The sequence below is a fragment of the Thalassobacillus cyri genome, assembly GCF_900107755.1.
Taxonomy (GTDB): domain Bacteria; phylum Bacillota; class Bacilli; order Bacillales; family Halobacillaceae; genus Thalassobacillus; species Thalassobacillus cyri.
The window spans coordinates 1-16,080 of the sequence record NZ_FNQR01000002.1; the positions used below are offsets into that span (position 1 = coordinate 1).

The window sequence follows — 16,080 nt, forward strand, 5'->3', positions numbered from 1 at the left end:
TCGACTTGCATGTATTAGGCACGCCGCCAGCGTTCGTCCTGAGCCAGGATCAAACTCTCCATAAAAGTTGAGTCTGTCTTGCTCATGTTTGCACTGCTAAAGTGCGTTGTTTTATTTCCTCATATAATGAAGAAATTAATTTGACGTACTGGTTGGTTCGTTCAGTTTTCAAAGATCAAATTGTTTTGCCGCTCAAAACAGCGACTTAATAAATATATCACGCGTTTGATTTAAAGTCAACAACTTTTTCATGATTTTTTTATGTTTTGTTTCTCGTTGCGCGCCGCTCTCTTAAAGCGACAAGTAATAATATAGCACGGTATTTTTAAGTATGCAATAGTTTTTAATGATTTTTTTATAAAAAATTAAAAAACCTCTTACCACTAAAGTTAGATACCCCTTTAAGGTTTGTCCGTGAATAGAGATGTAAGGAAGGGACTCGTTTTTCAAAACTTCTCCTATCCCCTTAGTTTACGATGCCAAATAAAAAAGCAGGGAAAGTTTTCCCTGCTTTTGCTTGTTTTACAACACCCATAACTGGAGTGCGGTTAATGAAAGTAAACCAGGAACACCGAGCAACCCAGTAATGACAGCTGTAAATAGATTGATCGGTATATGCAATCCGATGCTTGCACCGAATACATTTGCGAAAAACAATAATAAAACGCCTATCAACAGCTTCATACTGGCTAGTCCAACCCATTTCATCGGTTTAATCGGCGCTCCTAGTACAAGAATTAATATAATCGCCAAAACCAACCCGCCAATAACGATCACCGGATCCAAGGCAATCTCCCCCTTTGCTTGTCCTTTCTATTATTCATATGAACAGAGCAAAGGGATTAGCACTTTATTTAGACAAGGCATTCAATTTACGATGTCTGGCTTCACGAAGCAAATAGAAATACTTTGCCTGGACAAGCGCAAGATCGCGCAAACCTTCTTCTGTGGGGTCAATACTATGATCGATTATCTTTTTCAACTTCATCCAATCTTGTTTCAGATAATATATTTCCGAAAGGAGCTGTTGATCCATCACCTTTTTAATTTTCTTTCTTCTCAAACGTGCCACCTTCTTATTATAGTTCTCTTCTTCCTTCCATCGCCTTGGATAGTGTAACTTCATCCGCATACTCTAAATCTCCGCCCATTGGCAGACCATGGGCCAGACGGGTAATTCGAATTCCGGAAGGTTTGACAAGCCTCGATATATACATGGCTGTCGCTTCCCCTTCAATATTAGGATTAGTAGCAAGGATCAACTCCTCGACTCCTTCATCCTTCAGTCGGTTCAATAAACTCGGCACATTGATATCTTCTGGTCCAATTCCATCCATTGGTGAAATGGCGCCATGCAATACGTGGTATTTACCGCTGAATTCTTTCATCTTTTCCATAGCGATGACATCTTTAGGATCCTGCACTACACAAATCAGCGAATTATCACGTGATTCATCCTGACAGATCGAGCATGGATCCTGATCGGTGATCTGTCCGCAGACCGAGCAGTGAGTCAGTTCCCGTTTAGCATTAACTAATGATTTTCCAAACTCCAAGACATCGTCTTCTTCCATCTCTAACACGAAAAAAGCCAGGCGGACAGCCGTTTTCGGGCCTATCCCTGGCAATTTCGTAAAGCTATCGATCAGCTTGGAAATCGGTTCTGGATAATACATCTGAATTCCTCCTAGAACATACCTCCACCAGGCAAGCCTTGAGTGAATTGTCCCATTGTATCGTTAGTTTTATCATCTACTTGCTTCAACACATCATTGGTTGCGGCAAGAATCAAATCCTGAAGCATATCGACATCATCCGGGTCGACAACCTCTTCATTGATTTCGACATCTGTGATTTCCTTTTTCCCGTTTGCCACAACTTTAACCATTCCGCCGCCGGCTGTAGCTTCAAATGTCATTTCATGTAATTCTTCCTGAGCTTTCATCATCTTCTTTTGCATTTTTTGCATTTGTTTCATCATATTGTTCATATTTCCTCCACCACGCATGGTAATTCCTCCTTTGAATTTTCATTCATGTATTTCTATTAAATCATCACCAGCTAACTTGCGTGCTTCAGTGATTAATGGATCTTCTTCCTCTTCCTTGTTGCCACTTTCACTATTATCCGATTCATCACTTTTTTGCTTCCGAACATATTCTTCCCTCAACTCCTGCCATTTTGGTTCAGGAATCGGGATAAGCTCTACCGTTTTTCCGATAAAATCGGCTAACAACGGCTCGATCGTTTGCTTATGTTCCAAAGCGAGCGAACAATGGATTTCATAACGGAAGGCTAACACCAGCCCTTTGTCAGAAGCTGCTCTTGGCTTACTATTCAATAACGTCGCATGAGCAGGAGCATTATTCTGCTTCAGTGCTTCCATGAAGTTTGCCCATTTAGATTGGATGTGCTTGATTTCTTCCTTAGAAGCTTCATTCAGAACATGACGGATCCGTTCATATGGTACTTTGAAACCGTTACGATTGCTTCTCGGTTGTGGCCGCCTTTGTTCTGGAGCAGGCTGTGCCGGAGCAGGATTCTGCTTAAGCTGCTTCAACTCGCGTTCCATCTCATCCAGCCTTCTTATCAGGCGTTGAACCGCTTCTGTTTCAACAGGCTGCGCAGCTGGCTGGCTGTCTACGAGATTCAACATGGCGATTTCAATGAATACCTTCGGACTGGTCGACCATTTCATTTCCTGCTGGCACTTATTCAATTCTTTAATGGCTTGCTGAATCCAATCCGGCGCTGTCATTTCGGCTAGTTGCTTGAATTGCTCATCAGGAATCGCTCTTTCTAAATTGTCCGCCAGATCCGGGGCACTCTTATATAGAAGTAAATCCCTCAAATAGTAAATCAAATCAAATACGAAACGGCCCGGGTCTTTTCCCTGTTGAATCAAGTCATCCACATGCTGCAAGGCTTGTTTAACATCCTGTTGCTGCAGCGACTCAATGACTCCAGTTAATTTTTGCTGGGATACAGAACCAGTGACAGCAAGTACATCTTCAATGGTAACCTCTTCATCACTATAGGAAATCGCTTGATCCAGTAAACTCAAAGCATCACGCATGCCGCCTTCTGCTGTCAGCGCAACGACCTCGAGTGCTTCCCGGGATACATCGATACCTTCCTGGTTGATGATTTTCTCCATCCGCTCGACCATCGCCTGCTGCGCTATCCGTTTGAAGTCAAAACGTTGACAGCGGGAGATGATGGTCAAAGGGATCTTGTGCGGCTCGGTCGTCGCTAAAATAAAGATCACATGCTTCGGAGGCTCTTCCAATGTCTTTAATAATGCATTGAAAGCTCCGATTGACAACATGTGCACCTCATCGATGATATATACCTTATATTCAACCACACTTGGTGCGTATTTTACTTTATCGCGTATTTCCCTGATCTGTTCGACTCCGTTGTTCGATGCAGCATCAATTTCAATAACATCGGAAATGGAACCATCCTGGATTCCGAGACATGCAGCACATTCATTACAGGGTTCTTTAGCTGGAGAACGTTCACAGTTGACTGCTTTAGCAAAAATTTTCGCCGCACTGGTCTTGCCGGTACCACGTGGTCCTGAAAAAAGATAGGCATGCGAAAATTTATCCTGCATGATCGCATTCTGCAACGTCCGGGTGATATGGGTTTGTCCAACGACGTCTTCAAAAGTTCGCGGACGCCAAACACGATATAATGCCTGATAGCTCATACTAACGTTCTCCTTTGATAGTTTCTCCCCTATTATACCTGAATCCCATATCAGATGAAAACACACGGGCCGAAAATGATATAAAAAAACTCACCTGAGATTCAGGTGAGTTTTTCCTTATGTAATGCCGCGCACCCATCGTCGATGGAGCGGCCCTAAGCGTTACTCAAGCTCATGGCTCGACCCAGGCACTCCCGCGGCACACGAGAGGGTCAGCTTACTGCTGCTTCCTTCCGGACCTGACAGGGTTCGCTGGTTCCCGTTGCGCAGGACCTGGGTGTCAACACCACTTACTTGAGGCAGACCTTAAGGCCGCACCACCTCGGATGGGGATTCGGCCTCGCTATAGCGGATTGCGAGTACAGGGCACCGCTACCTCCCCGCTTAGCACGGCATATTTCAGTATAACGAGTTTCATACAAAAATGCAATCCAAAATTAATGTAAATCTTTGGATTTTTTCACTTTTTTCTTTTGTTCGCGCAGCTGCTTGAAAAAATCTGAGAGCATTTGCCCACAACTTTCTTCTTCAATACCATGCACTACTTCAGCCTGATGATTAAACCGTTCATCTTGTAACAAATTCATCAAGGTTCCTGTACAACCTGCTTTTGGGTCCGGAGCACCAAAAACCACCCGGGGAATTCTTGCTTGTAAAATGGCACCTGCACACATTGGGCAAGGTTCCAACGTGACATACAGTGTGCATCCCTCCAGCCGCCAGCTGCCAAGAATGTTATTCGCCCGTTCAATGGCGATGAATTCTGCGTGGGAGGAAGCAAGCTGGCTTGTTTCTCGCAGATTATAACCAGAAGCAATGATTTCCCCGTCTTTGACAATCACAGCTCCAATAGGAACCTCTCCCACAGCTGCTGCTTTCTTAGCTTCTAGAATTGCATATTGCATCCATTTCTGATCTTCATTCATATTAATCACACTTTTCTTCATGATTTAGCCTGGCATCGAGCAGAATATAAGTTAAAGAAGGAGGAATCCCTATATGGCTGCTCCAGAACAGTCTGCACTTATCTATATTGATGTCATCAATGATTTCCAATTCAATCAGGGCAAAAAACTGCTTGACCAAACATATCGCATCTTACCGTCCATGATGAACTTGAAACAGTATGCCCATGCTCATGAAATTCCAATTATTTATATCAATGACCATTATGCATCCTGGCGGGCAGATCTGCAACAAATCTATCAACACTGTCTAAATAAAGGGAATAAAAAGCTGTTAGAAGCTATCCGTCCGGACGAAGGGGATTATTTCCTAATAAAGCCGAAACACTCAGGTTTTTACCAGTCTTCTTTACAGTCCTTACTCTATGAATTAGGAGTCAAACGCCTGATTTTAAGTGGTATCGCCGGGAATATTTGTGTCTTATTCACAGCCAACGATGCCTATATGAGAGAGTATGAATTATGGGTGCCTGAAAATGCGACCGCCTCCAATGACCCAAACGATAATCAATATGCATTGACGATGATGGAGAATGTTTTGAAGGCAGATGTTTCTCCTATCTAATCATAAACCCTCCCCGAAGAGTCATAAACTGATAAAGGAGTGATTGGAAGGGAGTGATAGCATGCAGATTTATGTAGTGAAAAGTGGAGACAGTTTATTTACTATTGCAAATGCCTTCAATACAACCCCCCAGGCCATCATTGAAGCGAATGAACTAGAGACACCTGGTAACCTTGTTGTCGGTCAGGCGCTCGTGATACCGATTACCGGACAGTTTTACACTGTCCAGGCGGGTGACAGTTTATATACAATTGCCCAACGCTTTAATACAACCGCCCAGCAACTGGCAGAGATAAATCAAATTCCCGTGAATGCCAGCCTGCAAATCGGGACCAGGTTATATATCCCACAGGAGGCAAAGGTAAATGCAGCATTCAATGCTTACGTGGAACCTTCTGGTGGTCAGGTTTCACAAGCATTGGAAACTGCAGCCAGAAGAAGGAGCCCCCTATTGTCTTACCTGGCCCCGTTCAGCTATCGTATTCAGTCAGACGGCAGCCTGGAAGCACCTCCACTTGATGATTTCCAGCAGATTGCTCAAAACAGTACGGCATCCCTGATGATGGTTGTCACCAATTTGACCGACGACGGTTTCAGTGCGGAGCTAGGCAGGACGATTTTAACCAACGAAGATGTCCAAAATACCTTGTTGAACAATATCATCACTACTGCACAACAGATCGGGTATAAAGATATCCATTTTGATTTTGAATTTTTGCCTCCTGAAATGGCTCAGGATTACAACAACTTTCTCCGTAAGGCAAAGGAGCGCTTAAGGCAGGAAGGGTTATTGATTTCTACTGCTCTTGCTCCTAAAACCAGTGCCGAGCAAAAAGGCGCCTGGTATGAAGCGCATGACTATGGTGCACATGGTGAAATTGTAGATTTTGTTGTATTAATGACCTATGAGTGGGGCTACAGCGGAGGCCCTCCGATGGCAGTATCTCCAATTGGTCCTGTGCGTGAAGTAGTAGAGTATGCTTTGACGGAAATGCCAGCGGAAAAAATATTCCTTGGACAAAATTTATATGGGTATGATTGGACCCTCCCGTTCGTCGAAGGGGGAGAATTCGCCAAAGCACTCAGTCCCCAGCAGGCGATTCAGCTGGCAAGGGAGAATAACGTGGCGATTGAGTATGACGAGGAAGCACAAGCCCCGTTTTTCTTTTATCAGGACGCCGAAGGAAAACGGCATGAAGTATGGTTTGAAGATGCACGATCGATTCAGAAAAAATTCGATTTAGTGAAAGAACTTGGTTTAAAAGGGGTGAGTTACTGGAAATTAGGCCTATCCTTTCCACAGAATTGGGCCTTGATCGAGTCGCAATTCAATGTTGAAAAACTAAGCTGACACCTAGCTGTCTCTTACCAAAAAGGGCCCTTTTGGTAGAGGCAGCCATTTGTTTTTTAGGAAAACCATTCCTGTTTACTTTCCTGGAATGATTTTCACATGTCGGTACTCGACATCAGCCTGGTCCCATGCTTGTTGGAGACCTTTGTTATCAATCGCCTCCATAGTGACCAACTTGTACGGAATAGATAATTCAAACGGCCGTTCGAATGGAAATGGCGCTACCGATACGGTATATTTGTCCAGCCAGTTAGAAATCATCCCCTGAGGAGCGAAATCGAACGTTTGTCTAAACCCGTTTTTAAACCAGGACAACTCCTCTTCTTTAGCTACTCCTGGTTCCTGCATACAAATATAAAGAGAGAGATCGTCACAGAATTGCAGGCGTTTGAAGTGAAGATCATAAAGATACCTCGGCACTTCTAAATCCATCTGTTTTTTTAGACGGCTCCGTCGTTTTCGTTCATGGTCGAGGAAATGCTTGATGTCCGGATCGTGAGAATCGGTTGGAAAAAAAGAGCTATAATGACGGCTGCACAGAACAGCTGCATAGTAAGAATCCTTTTCTATATCATCAATCCCATGTACATAAGCGTCCAACTTCTCTTTTAACGGGTAATCGACAAAGGTATAAGGGCGATTTTTATCCTCATTCCATTTTGGGTGTTTATCCAAAGGAATCCAGGCACGGTCGTGCTGACCCACTGCCCAGTCCGCTAGTTGACGGAGCTTTGAACGCATAATAAAATCCTGTTTCCAGTTATCGACAAGCTTCCCTGATGCTTGTGCATGATCATGCTGAGCCATCATAATAAAGTTATCTCCTGACTGATTGACAATCATCACTTATCCCTCCTGTATTATTGAAACTAAACCCCATTCTGTTTCGTATCCTATGTATATCCTTGTTATAGCAAAAATTGTGAGGTGTACCATATGAAATTTCAAGTGAAGAAAAACCTATTTCTTGTCTTGTTATCGATTTTCCTTCTGCCCCTGGGATTATTAGGAGTTTACACAGATCCCGATGAAGGGTGGATCGGGCTGATCATTGTCATTCCGATTGCAGGACTGCTTTTGTGGGCGTTATTTCAATCATACCACGAAGTGAGGGATGACGCTTTCATTGCACATTTCGGTCCGATCAAAAAAAGAATACCGTTAAGGGATATCAGAAGGGTCAACTATAGTTTTAATTCGTTATCGAGTCCTGCCTGGACGCTCAAACGCATGGAAGTTACCGACCACCAGCATCGGTCGTACCTGTTATCAACACCAAAAGACGAAGAAGCACTGCGTGATTTATTACAGCAACGCTGCCCTCATGTAACAATATCGATATGAAAATAGCTGCCTGACCCCATCGGGCCAGGCAGCATCTGTTTTACTTATAAAGTAAATAGTTTTCACGGATCTCTTTGAAATCAGCAAGGCCATCTTGCCATTGGGATTTGATTTCTTCGATGCTTTGCCCTTTTTCAATCGCTTCTCTGATCCATCCGTTTCCGACCAGGTAGTCAAAGAAGGAGATACCTGCGCTGTTTTCAGCGCGGAATTGGAAGTCTTCCGGATACATATCGTGAATCGTTTTTACTAGCGCAAGGCCTGTCTCGACCGGCTGGAAGATTTTCTTATTGGTGACATGGATCTGTACGCCATGAGAAAGTTCACCGCTATGCTTAGAGAAAACCGGTGTGAAAGAAGCCGCACGGAAAGTCACTCCCGGAAGCTCCAGGCCGTTCATTGCGGCTGCCAAGTCTGTGCTATCAATGAACGGTGCACCGATCAATTCGAATGGCTGAGTCGTTCCGCGTCCTTCGGAAACATTCGTGCCTTCAATCCAGGCAGCACCAGGATATACTAATGCTGTATCAAGGGTCGGCATATTTGGAGAAGGAGCTACAAACTCAAGCGGTGTTTTATCATAATACATATGACGTTTCCATCCGTCCATCTCCACTACCGTCAAGTCTGCCCCGATTTCATGCTCTTCATTGAAATACTTTGCCAACTCCCCAACTGTCATACCGTGTCGGAGCGGAATCGGATAATTGCCGACAAACGATTTATAGTCCATATCAAGGACAGGACCTTCAACTTTACTTCCGCTGATCGGATTCGGTCTATCCAAAACAATAAATGGGATATCATTTTCCTGGGCCGCTTCCATAGCGTAAGCCATCGTATAAATGTACGTATAGAAACGAGTTCCGACATCCTGAATATCAAACAGCAACACATCAATATCTTCTAACATTTCCGGAGTAGGCTTCCTCGTCTTACCATATAGGCTGTAGACAGGAAGCCCTGTTTTATCATCAATATAATACTCGACATAATCGCCGGCCTGGGCACTGCCACGCACGCCGTGTTCCGGTCCGTATAACGCCGTAAGTTCGACGTCCTCATCATTATGGAGTAAATCTACAATACTGTTCAGTTCCTGGTCGACTCCTGTGGGGTTAGTGATCAACCCGACTTTTTTCCCTTCAATCAAATCCTTCTGCTCATTCAACAATACTTCTACCCCGAGCTCAAATTGATTGTCCTTTTCATTGCCGTAGCCATGTCCTTTACCTTTTCCGTTATTATCAGCCATGGCAATCGACAATGTCGATAGGATGAGCAGCGTCGTCACAATCGAAATCATCCACTTTTTCATTAAATCCTCTCCCTGAAATTATTTTTATATTAATCGACCGGGCGCACGAGGCGCCCAGCAATCAATAATTCAATCCATGTCCAAACTCATAAAGAGGGATATCATTTTCCCCAGGTATCTGAACTGGCAGTTGTCCTGTAGGAGCATTTTCCCCGAAAATCGTTGCGGCTGTAGCTTCAAAGCTAGCTGTCCGGAAGCCATACTGTGCAAGGTAAGCATCTACATCCGGGTAAGCCATGATGTCATACGGATTTCGGATACCGACTCCGATAACAGGAGCGTCTGTTTCATTCATGATTGTATTGACCAGCTGCATTTGCGGGTGGTTTGCCGATCGGGTATACACATTATAAGAGTAAGTCCCGACAATCACTTTATCCGCGTTCTTGACGGTAGTCAGCTGTTCAGGTGTTAATGTATTACCGCTGGGTGCGATTACAGTAGTATCAGCATGGTGATTTTTAACTGCATCGCCGAGCGAGTCAACAAAACTACTTCCAACTACCACTATCTTTTCATCTTCAGATGGTTGAAGTGGAAGTACATCGTCATTTTTCACCAATGTGATGGAACGATCAGCTGCTTCCTGTTCCACTTGTTTATGGCTGGCAGATCCTACAACCTGCAACGCATTTTCCACTTTTTCATGGATTGGCTGCGCCTGCTCCTCTTTAATAATCCCGCGTTTTACTTTAAGCGTTAAAATTCTTTCTACAGAATTTTCAATAGTAGCTTCTGAGATTTCTCCAGTCTCGATCGCTTCCAGAAGTCCGTCTGCTACTTCCTCAAGCCCGACTGGCATCAGTACTATATCTGTGCCTGCTTTCACCGAACGGATGACAGCGTCGACAGGACCAAAGTGATCAGCAATCGCCTTCATATTTAACGCATCGGTGATAATCACACCTTCGTATCCCATCTCTTCCCGCATCAAACCGGTCAATACTTTAGGAGAAAGGGTGGCAGGCAAAGCGATTTCTTCTCCTGTTTTTTGAGAGATGACCTTGGTATCATCGATTTTAGGAAACGTGACATGCGCGGTCATAATTGCATCAATTCCAGCTTCCATCGCTTTCTGGAAAGGATACAGTTCCACTTCTTTCAGTCGCTCTTTATCGTGGGGTACTTCAGGAAGTCCGAGATGAGAATCGACAGCTGTGTCTCCATGACCCGGGAAGTGTTTAGCTGTTGCCGCTACTCCTGTGCTTTGCAGACCTTTGGTGTATGCGACCCCCATTTCCGCCACTAATTCGGGATCTCCACCAAATGAACGGACACCGATTACCGGGTTATCAGGATTGTTATTTACATCCATCACCGGTGCCAGATTCATATTGATGCCTAAGGATGCCAGCTCTTCCCCAATCGCTTGTCCAACATTTTGGGCGATATCGGTAGAACGCGTTGCACCCAATGCCATGTTACCAGGCATATCGGTTCCCGACTGGAGCCGGGTAACGATACCGCCTTCCTGGTCAATCGTCAAAAGCAAGCCATATTTTTCTGTTGCCTGCTGGTATTCCCTAACCAGCTTCGCTGTTTGTTCCGTTGTTACCACATTTTCACGGAACAAGATGACACCACCAAGATGGTATTCTTTCACCAGTTGTTCTATTTCCGGAAGCATCTCTGTCACATTCTCGCCTTCCCACTTACGGAAATCAGGCATCAGCATTTGTCCTACTTTTTCTTCTAAGGACATGTTCTCGATGGCATGACTGATAATGTCATAGCGGCTGCCATCTTGCTTGCTAATCGCTGCTTCATATTCCGGCTTCCCTTTGGAACCAGCCGCTTTAGCCACAGGCTTGTAATCAATGGCAATCAGGTCTTCGTATGTGCCGTCGCTGACCTTAATAAAAGTTCTCCCATTTTGCCCGGTCATGGTAACTGTGCCATCTTCGTTAACCGTTGCTACATTCTTGTTCGTAGAGGTCCAGGTCAAACCTTTAGAAACTGCCATGAAATGCCCAGCCCCATAAACATGTAGAGCATTCAGCTTTAGCTGTTTACCGACAACATCCTTCTTTACCTGTGGGACATTCTCGAGCATGATCAAGTCTTTGACGCCATCATGCTTAGCAGCTGCCACTTCCTTTGCTGGCATCCCGATCATTAAATGGGACACAACCAGCACAAATGCCAATAGAGAAAACAGCCACTTATTATGCCTCTGCTTCATTTAGCTTCCTCCTTGTGTAAAATAGTCTTTCTTACCAGGTGTAAATTATGAAAAGTACTATAGGGTAACTTAATAGTTTCTAAGTTCCCATCCTTCACCTGAAAATTCTGGTGTCTGGACGCTTCCATTTGCAAGCTTAAGTTCCAGATCATTGACATACCAGCCACGACCATTGGTATAGCTGTCTGTTTGGTAACGGAACCTCACTTGTCGGGTATCAGCAGGCAAATTTATTTCTAACTGATGCCAGTCTTTGTTCCCTGTAAGTACCTCTCCGACCTGCTCCCAATTCTCGCCGTCCGTTGTCACCTCAATGAATCCTTTATCATATCCGGCTTCAATCCGGTGCCAGGTGTCAAACGTTAAAATAGCCTCTGAATCAAGCTCGACTTCTGCTGTCAAAGCCCGGTTCAACCGATCTCCATACCCAGCGAACCAAGCATCCTCTTTGTTCGGTATCGTAACAGGGATGGCGTCTGCAACCAGTCTTGCAAACGGACGCCTGGCAACATTGGTAGACACTGTTTCCCTTGTCGGATGGACGCGATTGGTGAGTAAAACCGCGATGGTGTCATTGTTTTGGCTGACAGCTATCGATGTCCCGGTATAGCCGGTATGACCAAGTGTAGAACTACCGGATAAAGCATCCATGTACCATCCTTGCTGTAGCTCCCAGCCAAGGCCATGCTCATCGCCAGGAAATTGCGGGATTTGATTTTCAGCAAGTAGTTTGACTGTTTCCGGCTTCAGAATTTGCGTTCCCCCGTAAGTACCATCATTGAGATACATATGGGCGAATGTCGCCAGATCCCTGGCAGTGGAAAATACACCGGCATGTCCGGCTACTCCATCAAGTGACCAGGCATTTTCATCGTGCACCTCTCCCCAAACGATTCCACGGTCCGTCCATGGCTGATATTCTGTCGCTGCGATTCGATCTTTCAAAGAGGCTGGCGGATTGTACATCGTATCTTCCATGCCGAGAGGTTCGGTGATATTTACTTTGACGTACTTATCCAAACGTTGACCCGACAGGCGTTCGATTAATACACTCAGCGTGATCATGTTCAGGTCGCTGTATGTATAGGTGGTTCCTGGCTCATTAGCCAGTGGACGTTCCAATACGTATTGCAGCCTGTCTTCCCTGTCCCCTTCCTGGGTGTAAATCGGTACCCATGGTGTGAATCCGGAGGTATGCGTCATCAGTTGTCGAATCGTCACTTCTTCTTTTTCATTTGCCGCAAATTCAGGAATATGCTCAGCAACAGGATCGTCCAAGTTGAACAAACCTTCTTCGTACAATTGCATGGCAGCTGTTGTCGTAAATACTTTACTTATGGATGCCATGTCGAAAATCGTATCCTTTTTCATAGCTACCGGCTGATCCATTACCGTACCTTGATCATCTTCATATAGGGCGGCATGACCATAGGCTTCATGCTGGACAATGTGGCCCCTGCGAGCTACGAAGGTTACGGCACCAGGCATGACACCTTCTTCGATCTTGCTTTCCATCAAACTGTTAATAGCCTCCAGCGGTGCTTGTACCATGCCTGCTCCCCTCACGGAACCCGGATGCAGAACTGGCGATACGGGGCCTGGATTATTCCAGGAAAACACCGGATGGGCGCTCCGTTGGCTATTCTTTTTATCTGTCTGTTCGATCGTCGGCTCGGGCGGGACATTGTTCTCTGCGTGGACGCCATACCCGGTAAACATGGAAGCCCCTAGTACCGTTACTAAAGCAAGCTTCATGGATTTCTTTTTCATTTCTTTCCTCCTCTTTTTAAGAATTTTCTTTTGTCGAATAAAAGCGATGGAAAAGGCTTACATTAATCTATTTGTAGCGTAACGGAGGAAATATATAGTTGTCTATACCACATAAGTCATAAATTTCAGAAAAAATAGTACTTACGTCACGATAGAATGGTTTTATTTTAGGATATATTACTAAAAAAGAGAGAATGTAGAGGCTACACATAGGGGGAAACATATTAAAAACACCTGCGAGACCTTGATCGGCCCGCAGGTGTTCGTACCATCACTTTCTTATTTTACTTATCAAGAAGCTTCAATGATTCGCGATTGAACGCTGGCAGGTCGTCTGGATTACGGCTTGTGACTAACTGATCCTGACAGACGACAACTTCCTGATCCTGATAATCAACACCGGCATACTCCATATCAACGGCGATTGATGTGAAGCCGGTCGCTTTGCGTCCTTCTAAAGTTTTAGCTGTGATTAACAGCTGTGGTCCATGACAAATAGCGAATACTGGTTTCTTTTCATCCATGAAATGCTTAGAGAATTTAACAAATCGTTCGTCCGCGCGCAGCTGATCCGGAGAAAATCCTCCAGGCAAGAATAATGCATCAAAGTCTTCCGGGTTGACCTCATCGATGCCCTTATCGATTTTTACAGTTGCATCCCCCTGCTTGCCTGTCACTTCTTTTCCTGCTTCTTTTTCAATCGTAACTACTTCGTGGCCAGCTTCTTTGAACTGTTTAGCTGGATCCGTATATTCAACATCTTCGAACATGTCGGTCAATAAGCATGCGATTTTTTTACTCATAACTAAAATGCCTCCTTCATTTAAAAGTAGTTTTGTTTTCTAATGAAGTCACATTTCTGTTTTACCCGCGCATGGCTGACTTAAACGTATTTGTCATCCTCTTCCATTGTAAACTGTTGAAAAATGGTTTCGCGATTATCCTGGTAAATTTCTTCGTCGGCAATTTTATTGATGATTTCTATGTTTCGTTGCACCGCTAATCCAAGGTTGGTAGCACCTGCTCCATGGGAATGAGTCAAATTGGTGGCCACAAAAAAATGATGATCTCTCTCATCATTGAAGTCGATCCGGTAGTCACGGGTGACACGATAACGCTTCTTGTCCTCCCACTCGATCTGTTCCTTAAAACGGTTCATAAACCAATCTGGAAGATGCGGGGTATATCCGGTGGCTAAGACTACTTTGTCCGTACGATAATCAAACTCAGTTTCATTCTCCCACTGACGGCATTTAAGTTTATAGTTGTTTCCGTGAGCTTCAATTGCATTCACTTCTGTCATCGGCTGAATGGTTACTCGTGCTTTTTTATTACCAGTTGATTTGTGATAAAGCGTTTTATAGAGCTCTGTCAGCGTATCAGGATCAATGCCTTTGCGCAGATTTCCTAACAAATCCAGCGAATCTTTTCTTTTTTCAAACGGAAGTTCATGAAAATAATCGACATAATCCGGAGAGAAAAATTCCTGGCCAAGCTTGGCACTTTCCAGCTGGAACAAACCGGCGGAGCGGGTGAATAATGTCAAATGCATGTGGTCACGGTATTCTTGTTCCTGCAGCAAATCCAGAAGGACTTCAGCAGCACTTTGGCCAGAACCAACAATGGTAACATGGTCGGATGAAAGCAGTTTCCCTTTTTGATACAGGTAAGCACTGGTATGGAGTACGTCTTCTTCCGGGAACCCTTTCATTCCATCCAGTACCAGCGGCTTGCTGCCCGTACCCATGACAACATGTTTTGCCCGGTTACTTTTCGTCTCTCCGCTTTCTATATTTTCTACAACAACTTCATAATGAGCTTCTTCTGCCTGATTATGATCGATGACATCTACCACCTCATGCCCGAACATTAGGCCATCCAACTTTTCAACCACCCACTTCAAATAATCATTGTATTCCTGACGTGGCACTTTAAATTCACTGAAAAAGAAAAATTGGAATATGCGATTTTGTTCATGAAGATAATTCAAATATGTATACGGGCTTGTCGGATCAGCAAGTGTCACGACATCCGCCAAAAACGGTACCTGCAAGTTCATTTTTTCGATCATCATGCCTGGATGCCAGTCAAACTCTGCCGTTTTATCAAAGAATAATCCTTCCATTTCTGTTTTTTCTAATAACGCAGCTAACCCAAGGTTATAAGGCCCAATACCGATGCCGATGACATCATATATTTTGTCCATAGAATCCCTCCTCTATCTCTTTCCGTTTTATGTACTGCAAAAATCATCGTAATCACCAGGTTTTATAGTAAGAGAAAACCGCCTGGAAAAAGGCGGTTGTATTTAATCGGTAATATCCATTAGTTGTCTGAGCCTGCTTTTGTTACTTAATAAATCCTGGAGAGTGTATTCATCGAGAACTTTCAAAAATGCCTCAAGTGCATCATTCAATACATGCTTCAGTTTGCAGGCTGGTGTAATGACACAGTGGTCAGAACCACGATCAAAGCATTCTAACAGGATAAAGTCATCTTCCATCTTTCTCACCACATCCCCGACATTGATCTCTTCTGGATGTTTAGCTAGTCTGATTCCACCTGACCGTCCTCTGATTGTCGTTAGCATGTCCAGCTTGTTCAACTGGTGGACAATCTTGCTCAGGTGGTTTTCCGAAATGTCGAAGACTTTCGAAATTTCTTTGATGCTCGCAAGCTCTCCCTCTGGTTTAGAAGCTGTATATATAAGCACGCGCAGAGCGTAATCGGTATATTTTTTTAAGCGCATTTCGATACTCCTTAAGATTTGTTTTTTATTATCGTATCACAGGTAAACGAATATTGTCTTTTCTTACCACTCTATGTTTCATGTGAAACAGTTAACCAAATTGTCACAAAAACATGCATTT

General features: G+C 44.2%; 16 protein-coding genes, 1 rRNA gene and 1 other RNA gene. 3 read left to right on the forward strand and 15 right to left on the reverse strand.

All coding sequences use genetic code 11. From position 1 onward, the window contains the following. From BLV00_RS02265 to tadA, 8 genes are all read right to left on the reverse strand, one after another. Positions 1-65, reverse strand: a 16S ribosomal RNA gene (locus BLV00_RS02265); the annotation flags it as partial. Positions 66-522: 457 nt separating this feature from the next. Next, positions 523-777 (reverse strand): pro-sigmaK processing inhibitor BofA family protein, encoded by a 255-nt coding sequence (locus BLV00_RS02270; protein ID WP_342721970.1) that lies wholly within the window; start codon positions 775-777, stop codon positions 523-525. Positions 778-850: 73 nt separating this feature from the next. Then, positions 851-1,063 carry a YaaL family protein gene (locus BLV00_RS02275; RefSeq protein ID WP_425441632.1) on the reverse strand — a complete coding sequence of 71 codons (213 nt, stop codon included), beginning with the start codon at positions 1,061-1,063 and terminating at the stop codon, positions 851-853. A 16-nt stretch (positions 1,064-1,079) separates the two neighbouring features. Beyond that, the gene (gene recR / locus BLV00_RS02280; protein ID WP_028784542.1) at positions 1,080-1,676 is read right to left on the reverse strand and encodes a recombination mediator RecR; all 597 of its coding nucleotides are present in this window, start codon (positions 1,674-1,676) and stop codon (positions 1,080-1,082) included. An 11-nt stretch (positions 1,677-1,687) separates the two neighbouring features. Beyond that, positions 1,688-2,008 (reverse strand): YbaB/EbfC family nucleoid-associated protein, encoded by a 321-nt coding sequence (locus BLV00_RS02285; protein WP_093041995.1) that lies wholly within the window; start codon positions 2,006-2,008, stop codon positions 1,688-1,690. 21 nt (positions 2,009-2,029) lie between these two features. Further along, a complete protein-coding gene (gene dnaX, locus BLV00_RS02290; RefSeq protein ID WP_093041998.1) occupies positions 2,030-3,715 on the reverse strand; it encodes a DNA polymerase III subunit gamma/tau in 1,686 nt (561 codons plus the stop codon). Positions 3,716-3,842: 127 nt separating this feature from the next. Continuing rightward, positions 3,843-4,108, reverse strand: an RNA gene (gene ffs / locus BLV00_RS02295) — signal recognition particle sRNA large type. A 44-nt stretch (positions 4,109-4,152) separates the two neighbouring features. Next, the gene (gene tadA, locus BLV00_RS02300; RefSeq protein WP_093042001.1) at positions 4,153-4,641 is read right to left on the reverse strand and encodes a tRNA adenosine(34) deaminase TadA; all 489 of its coding nucleotides are present in this window, start codon (positions 4,639-4,641) and stop codon (positions 4,153-4,155) included. 73 nt (positions 4,642-4,714) lie between these two features. On the opposite strand from tadA, the gene BLV00_RS02305 reads away from it, so the two are divergent. Further along, complete coding sequence (locus BLV00_RS02305) at positions 4,715-5,245, forward strand: cysteine hydrolase family protein (RefSeq protein WP_093042004.1); 531 nt, start codon at positions 4,715-4,717, stop codon at positions 5,243-5,245. 61 nt (positions 5,246-5,306) lie between these two features. Further along, the gene (locus BLV00_RS02310; protein WP_093042007.1) at positions 5,307-6,596 is read left to right on the forward strand and encodes a glycoside hydrolase family 18 protein; all 1,290 of its coding nucleotides are present in this window, start codon (positions 5,307-5,309) and stop codon (positions 6,594-6,596) included. Positions 6,597-6,671: 75 nt separating this feature from the next. Here BLV00_RS02310 and BLV00_RS02315 read toward each other — a convergent pair whose 3' ends face one another. Continuing rightward, complete coding sequence (locus tag BLV00_RS02315; protein ID WP_093042009.1) at positions 6,672-7,439, reverse strand: DUF3891 family protein; 768 nt, start codon at positions 7,437-7,439, stop codon at positions 6,672-6,674. 93 nt (positions 7,440-7,532) lie between these two features. Between BLV00_RS02315 and BLV00_RS02320 the strand changes: the two genes are divergently transcribed. Beyond that, positions 7,533-7,940: a PH domain-containing protein gene (locus BLV00_RS02320; RefSeq protein ID WP_093042012.1), complete on the forward strand. Its 408-nt coding sequence runs from the start codon at positions 7,533-7,535 to the stop codon at positions 7,938-7,940. A 40-nt stretch (positions 7,941-7,980) separates the two neighbouring features. Here BLV00_RS02320 and BLV00_RS02325 read toward each other — a convergent pair whose 3' ends face one another. From BLV00_RS02325 to BLV00_RS02350, 6 genes are all read right to left on the reverse strand, one after another. Continuing rightward, entirely contained in the window at positions 7,981-9,258 is a 1,278-nt protein-coding gene (locus BLV00_RS02325; RefSeq protein WP_093042015.1) for an exo-beta-N-acetylmuramidase NamZ family protein, read from the reverse strand. 61 nt (positions 9,259-9,319) lie between these two features. Then, positions 9,320-11,440, reverse strand: coding sequence for a glycoside hydrolase family 3 protein (locus BLV00_RS02330; protein ID WP_093042018.1), 2,121 nt, complete (start codon positions 11,438-11,440; stop codon positions 9,320-9,322). 69 nt (positions 11,441-11,509) lie between these two features. Continuing rightward, entirely contained in the window at positions 11,510-13,210 is a 1,701-nt protein-coding gene (locus BLV00_RS02335) for a serine hydrolase domain-containing protein (RefSeq protein WP_093042020.1), read from the reverse strand. A 284-nt stretch (positions 13,211-13,494) separates the two neighbouring features. Continuing rightward, complete coding sequence (locus tag BLV00_RS02340) at positions 13,495-14,013, reverse strand: type 1 glutamine amidotransferase domain-containing protein (protein ID WP_093042023.1); 519 nt, start codon at positions 14,011-14,013, stop codon at positions 13,495-13,497. Between the two features lie 80 nt (positions 14,014-14,093). Next, positions 14,094-15,416 (reverse strand): lysine N(6)-hydroxylase/L-ornithine N(5)-oxygenase family protein, encoded by a 1,323-nt coding sequence (locus BLV00_RS02345; protein WP_093042026.1) that lies wholly within the window; start codon positions 15,414-15,416, stop codon positions 14,094-14,096. A 102-nt stretch (positions 15,417-15,518) separates the two neighbouring features. Beyond that, positions 15,519-15,959: an Rrf2 family transcriptional regulator gene (locus BLV00_RS02350; protein ID WP_093042029.1), complete on the reverse strand. Its 441-nt coding sequence runs from the start codon at positions 15,957-15,959 to the stop codon at positions 15,519-15,521. Between the last annotated feature and the right edge of the window lie 121 nt (positions 15,960-16,080).

What these genes read in the sequence shown, in the direction of transcription:
- recR (WP_028784542.1), bottom strand. Translation starts at nt 1,676, where the DNA reads ATGTATTATCCAGAACCGATTTCCAAGCTGATCGATAGCTTTACGAAA.
- BLV00_RS02285 (WP_093041995.1), bottom strand. Translation starts at nt 2,008, where the DNA reads ATGCGTGGTGGAGGAAATATGAACAATATGATGAAACAAATGCAAAAA.
- dnaX (WP_093041998.1), bottom strand. Translation starts at nt 3,715, where the DNA reads ATGAGCTATCAGGCATTATATCGTGTTTGGCGTCCGCGAACTTTTGAA.
- tadA (WP_093042001.1), bottom strand. Translation starts at nt 4,641, where the DNA reads ATGAATGAAGATCAGAAATGGATGCAATATGCAATTCTAGAAGCTAAG.
- BLV00_RS02305 (WP_093042004.1), top strand. Translation starts at nt 4,715, where the DNA reads ATGGCTGCTCCAGAACAGTCTGCACTTATCTATATTGATGTCATCAAT.
- BLV00_RS02310 (WP_093042007.1), top strand. Translation starts at nt 5,307, where the DNA reads ATGCAGATTTATGTAGTGAAAAGTGGAGACAGTTTATTTACTATTGCA.
- BLV00_RS02315 (WP_093042009.1), bottom strand. Translation starts at nt 7,439, where the DNA reads ATGATTGTCAATCAGTCAGGAGATAACTTTATTATGATGGCTCAGCAT.
- BLV00_RS02320 (WP_093042012.1), top strand. Translation starts at nt 7,533, where the DNA reads ATGAAATTTCAAGTGAAGAAAAACCTATTTCTTGTCTTGTTATCGATT.
- BLV00_RS02325 (WP_093042015.1), bottom strand. Translation starts at nt 9,258, where the DNA reads ATGAAAAAGTGGATGATTTCGATTGTGACGACGCTGCTCATCCTATCG.
- BLV00_RS02330 (WP_093042018.1), bottom strand. Translation starts at nt 11,440, where the DNA reads ATGAAGCAGAGGCATAATAAGTGGCTGTTTTCTCTATTGGCATTTGTG.
- BLV00_RS02335 (WP_093042020.1), bottom strand. Translation starts at nt 13,210, where the DNA reads ATGAAAAAGAAATCCATGAAGCTTGCTTTAGTAACGGTACTAGGGGCT.
- BLV00_RS02340 (WP_093042023.1), bottom strand. Translation starts at nt 14,013, where the DNA reads ATGAGTAAAAAAATCGCATGCTTATTGACCGACATGTTCGAAGATGTT.
- BLV00_RS02345 (WP_093042026.1), bottom strand. Translation starts at nt 15,416, where the DNA reads ATGGACAAAATATATGATGTCATCGGCATCGGTATTGGGCCTTATAAC.
- BLV00_RS02350 (WP_093042029.1), bottom strand. Translation starts at nt 15,959, where the DNA reads ATGCGCTTAAAAAAATATACCGATTACGCTCTGCGCGTGCTTATATAT.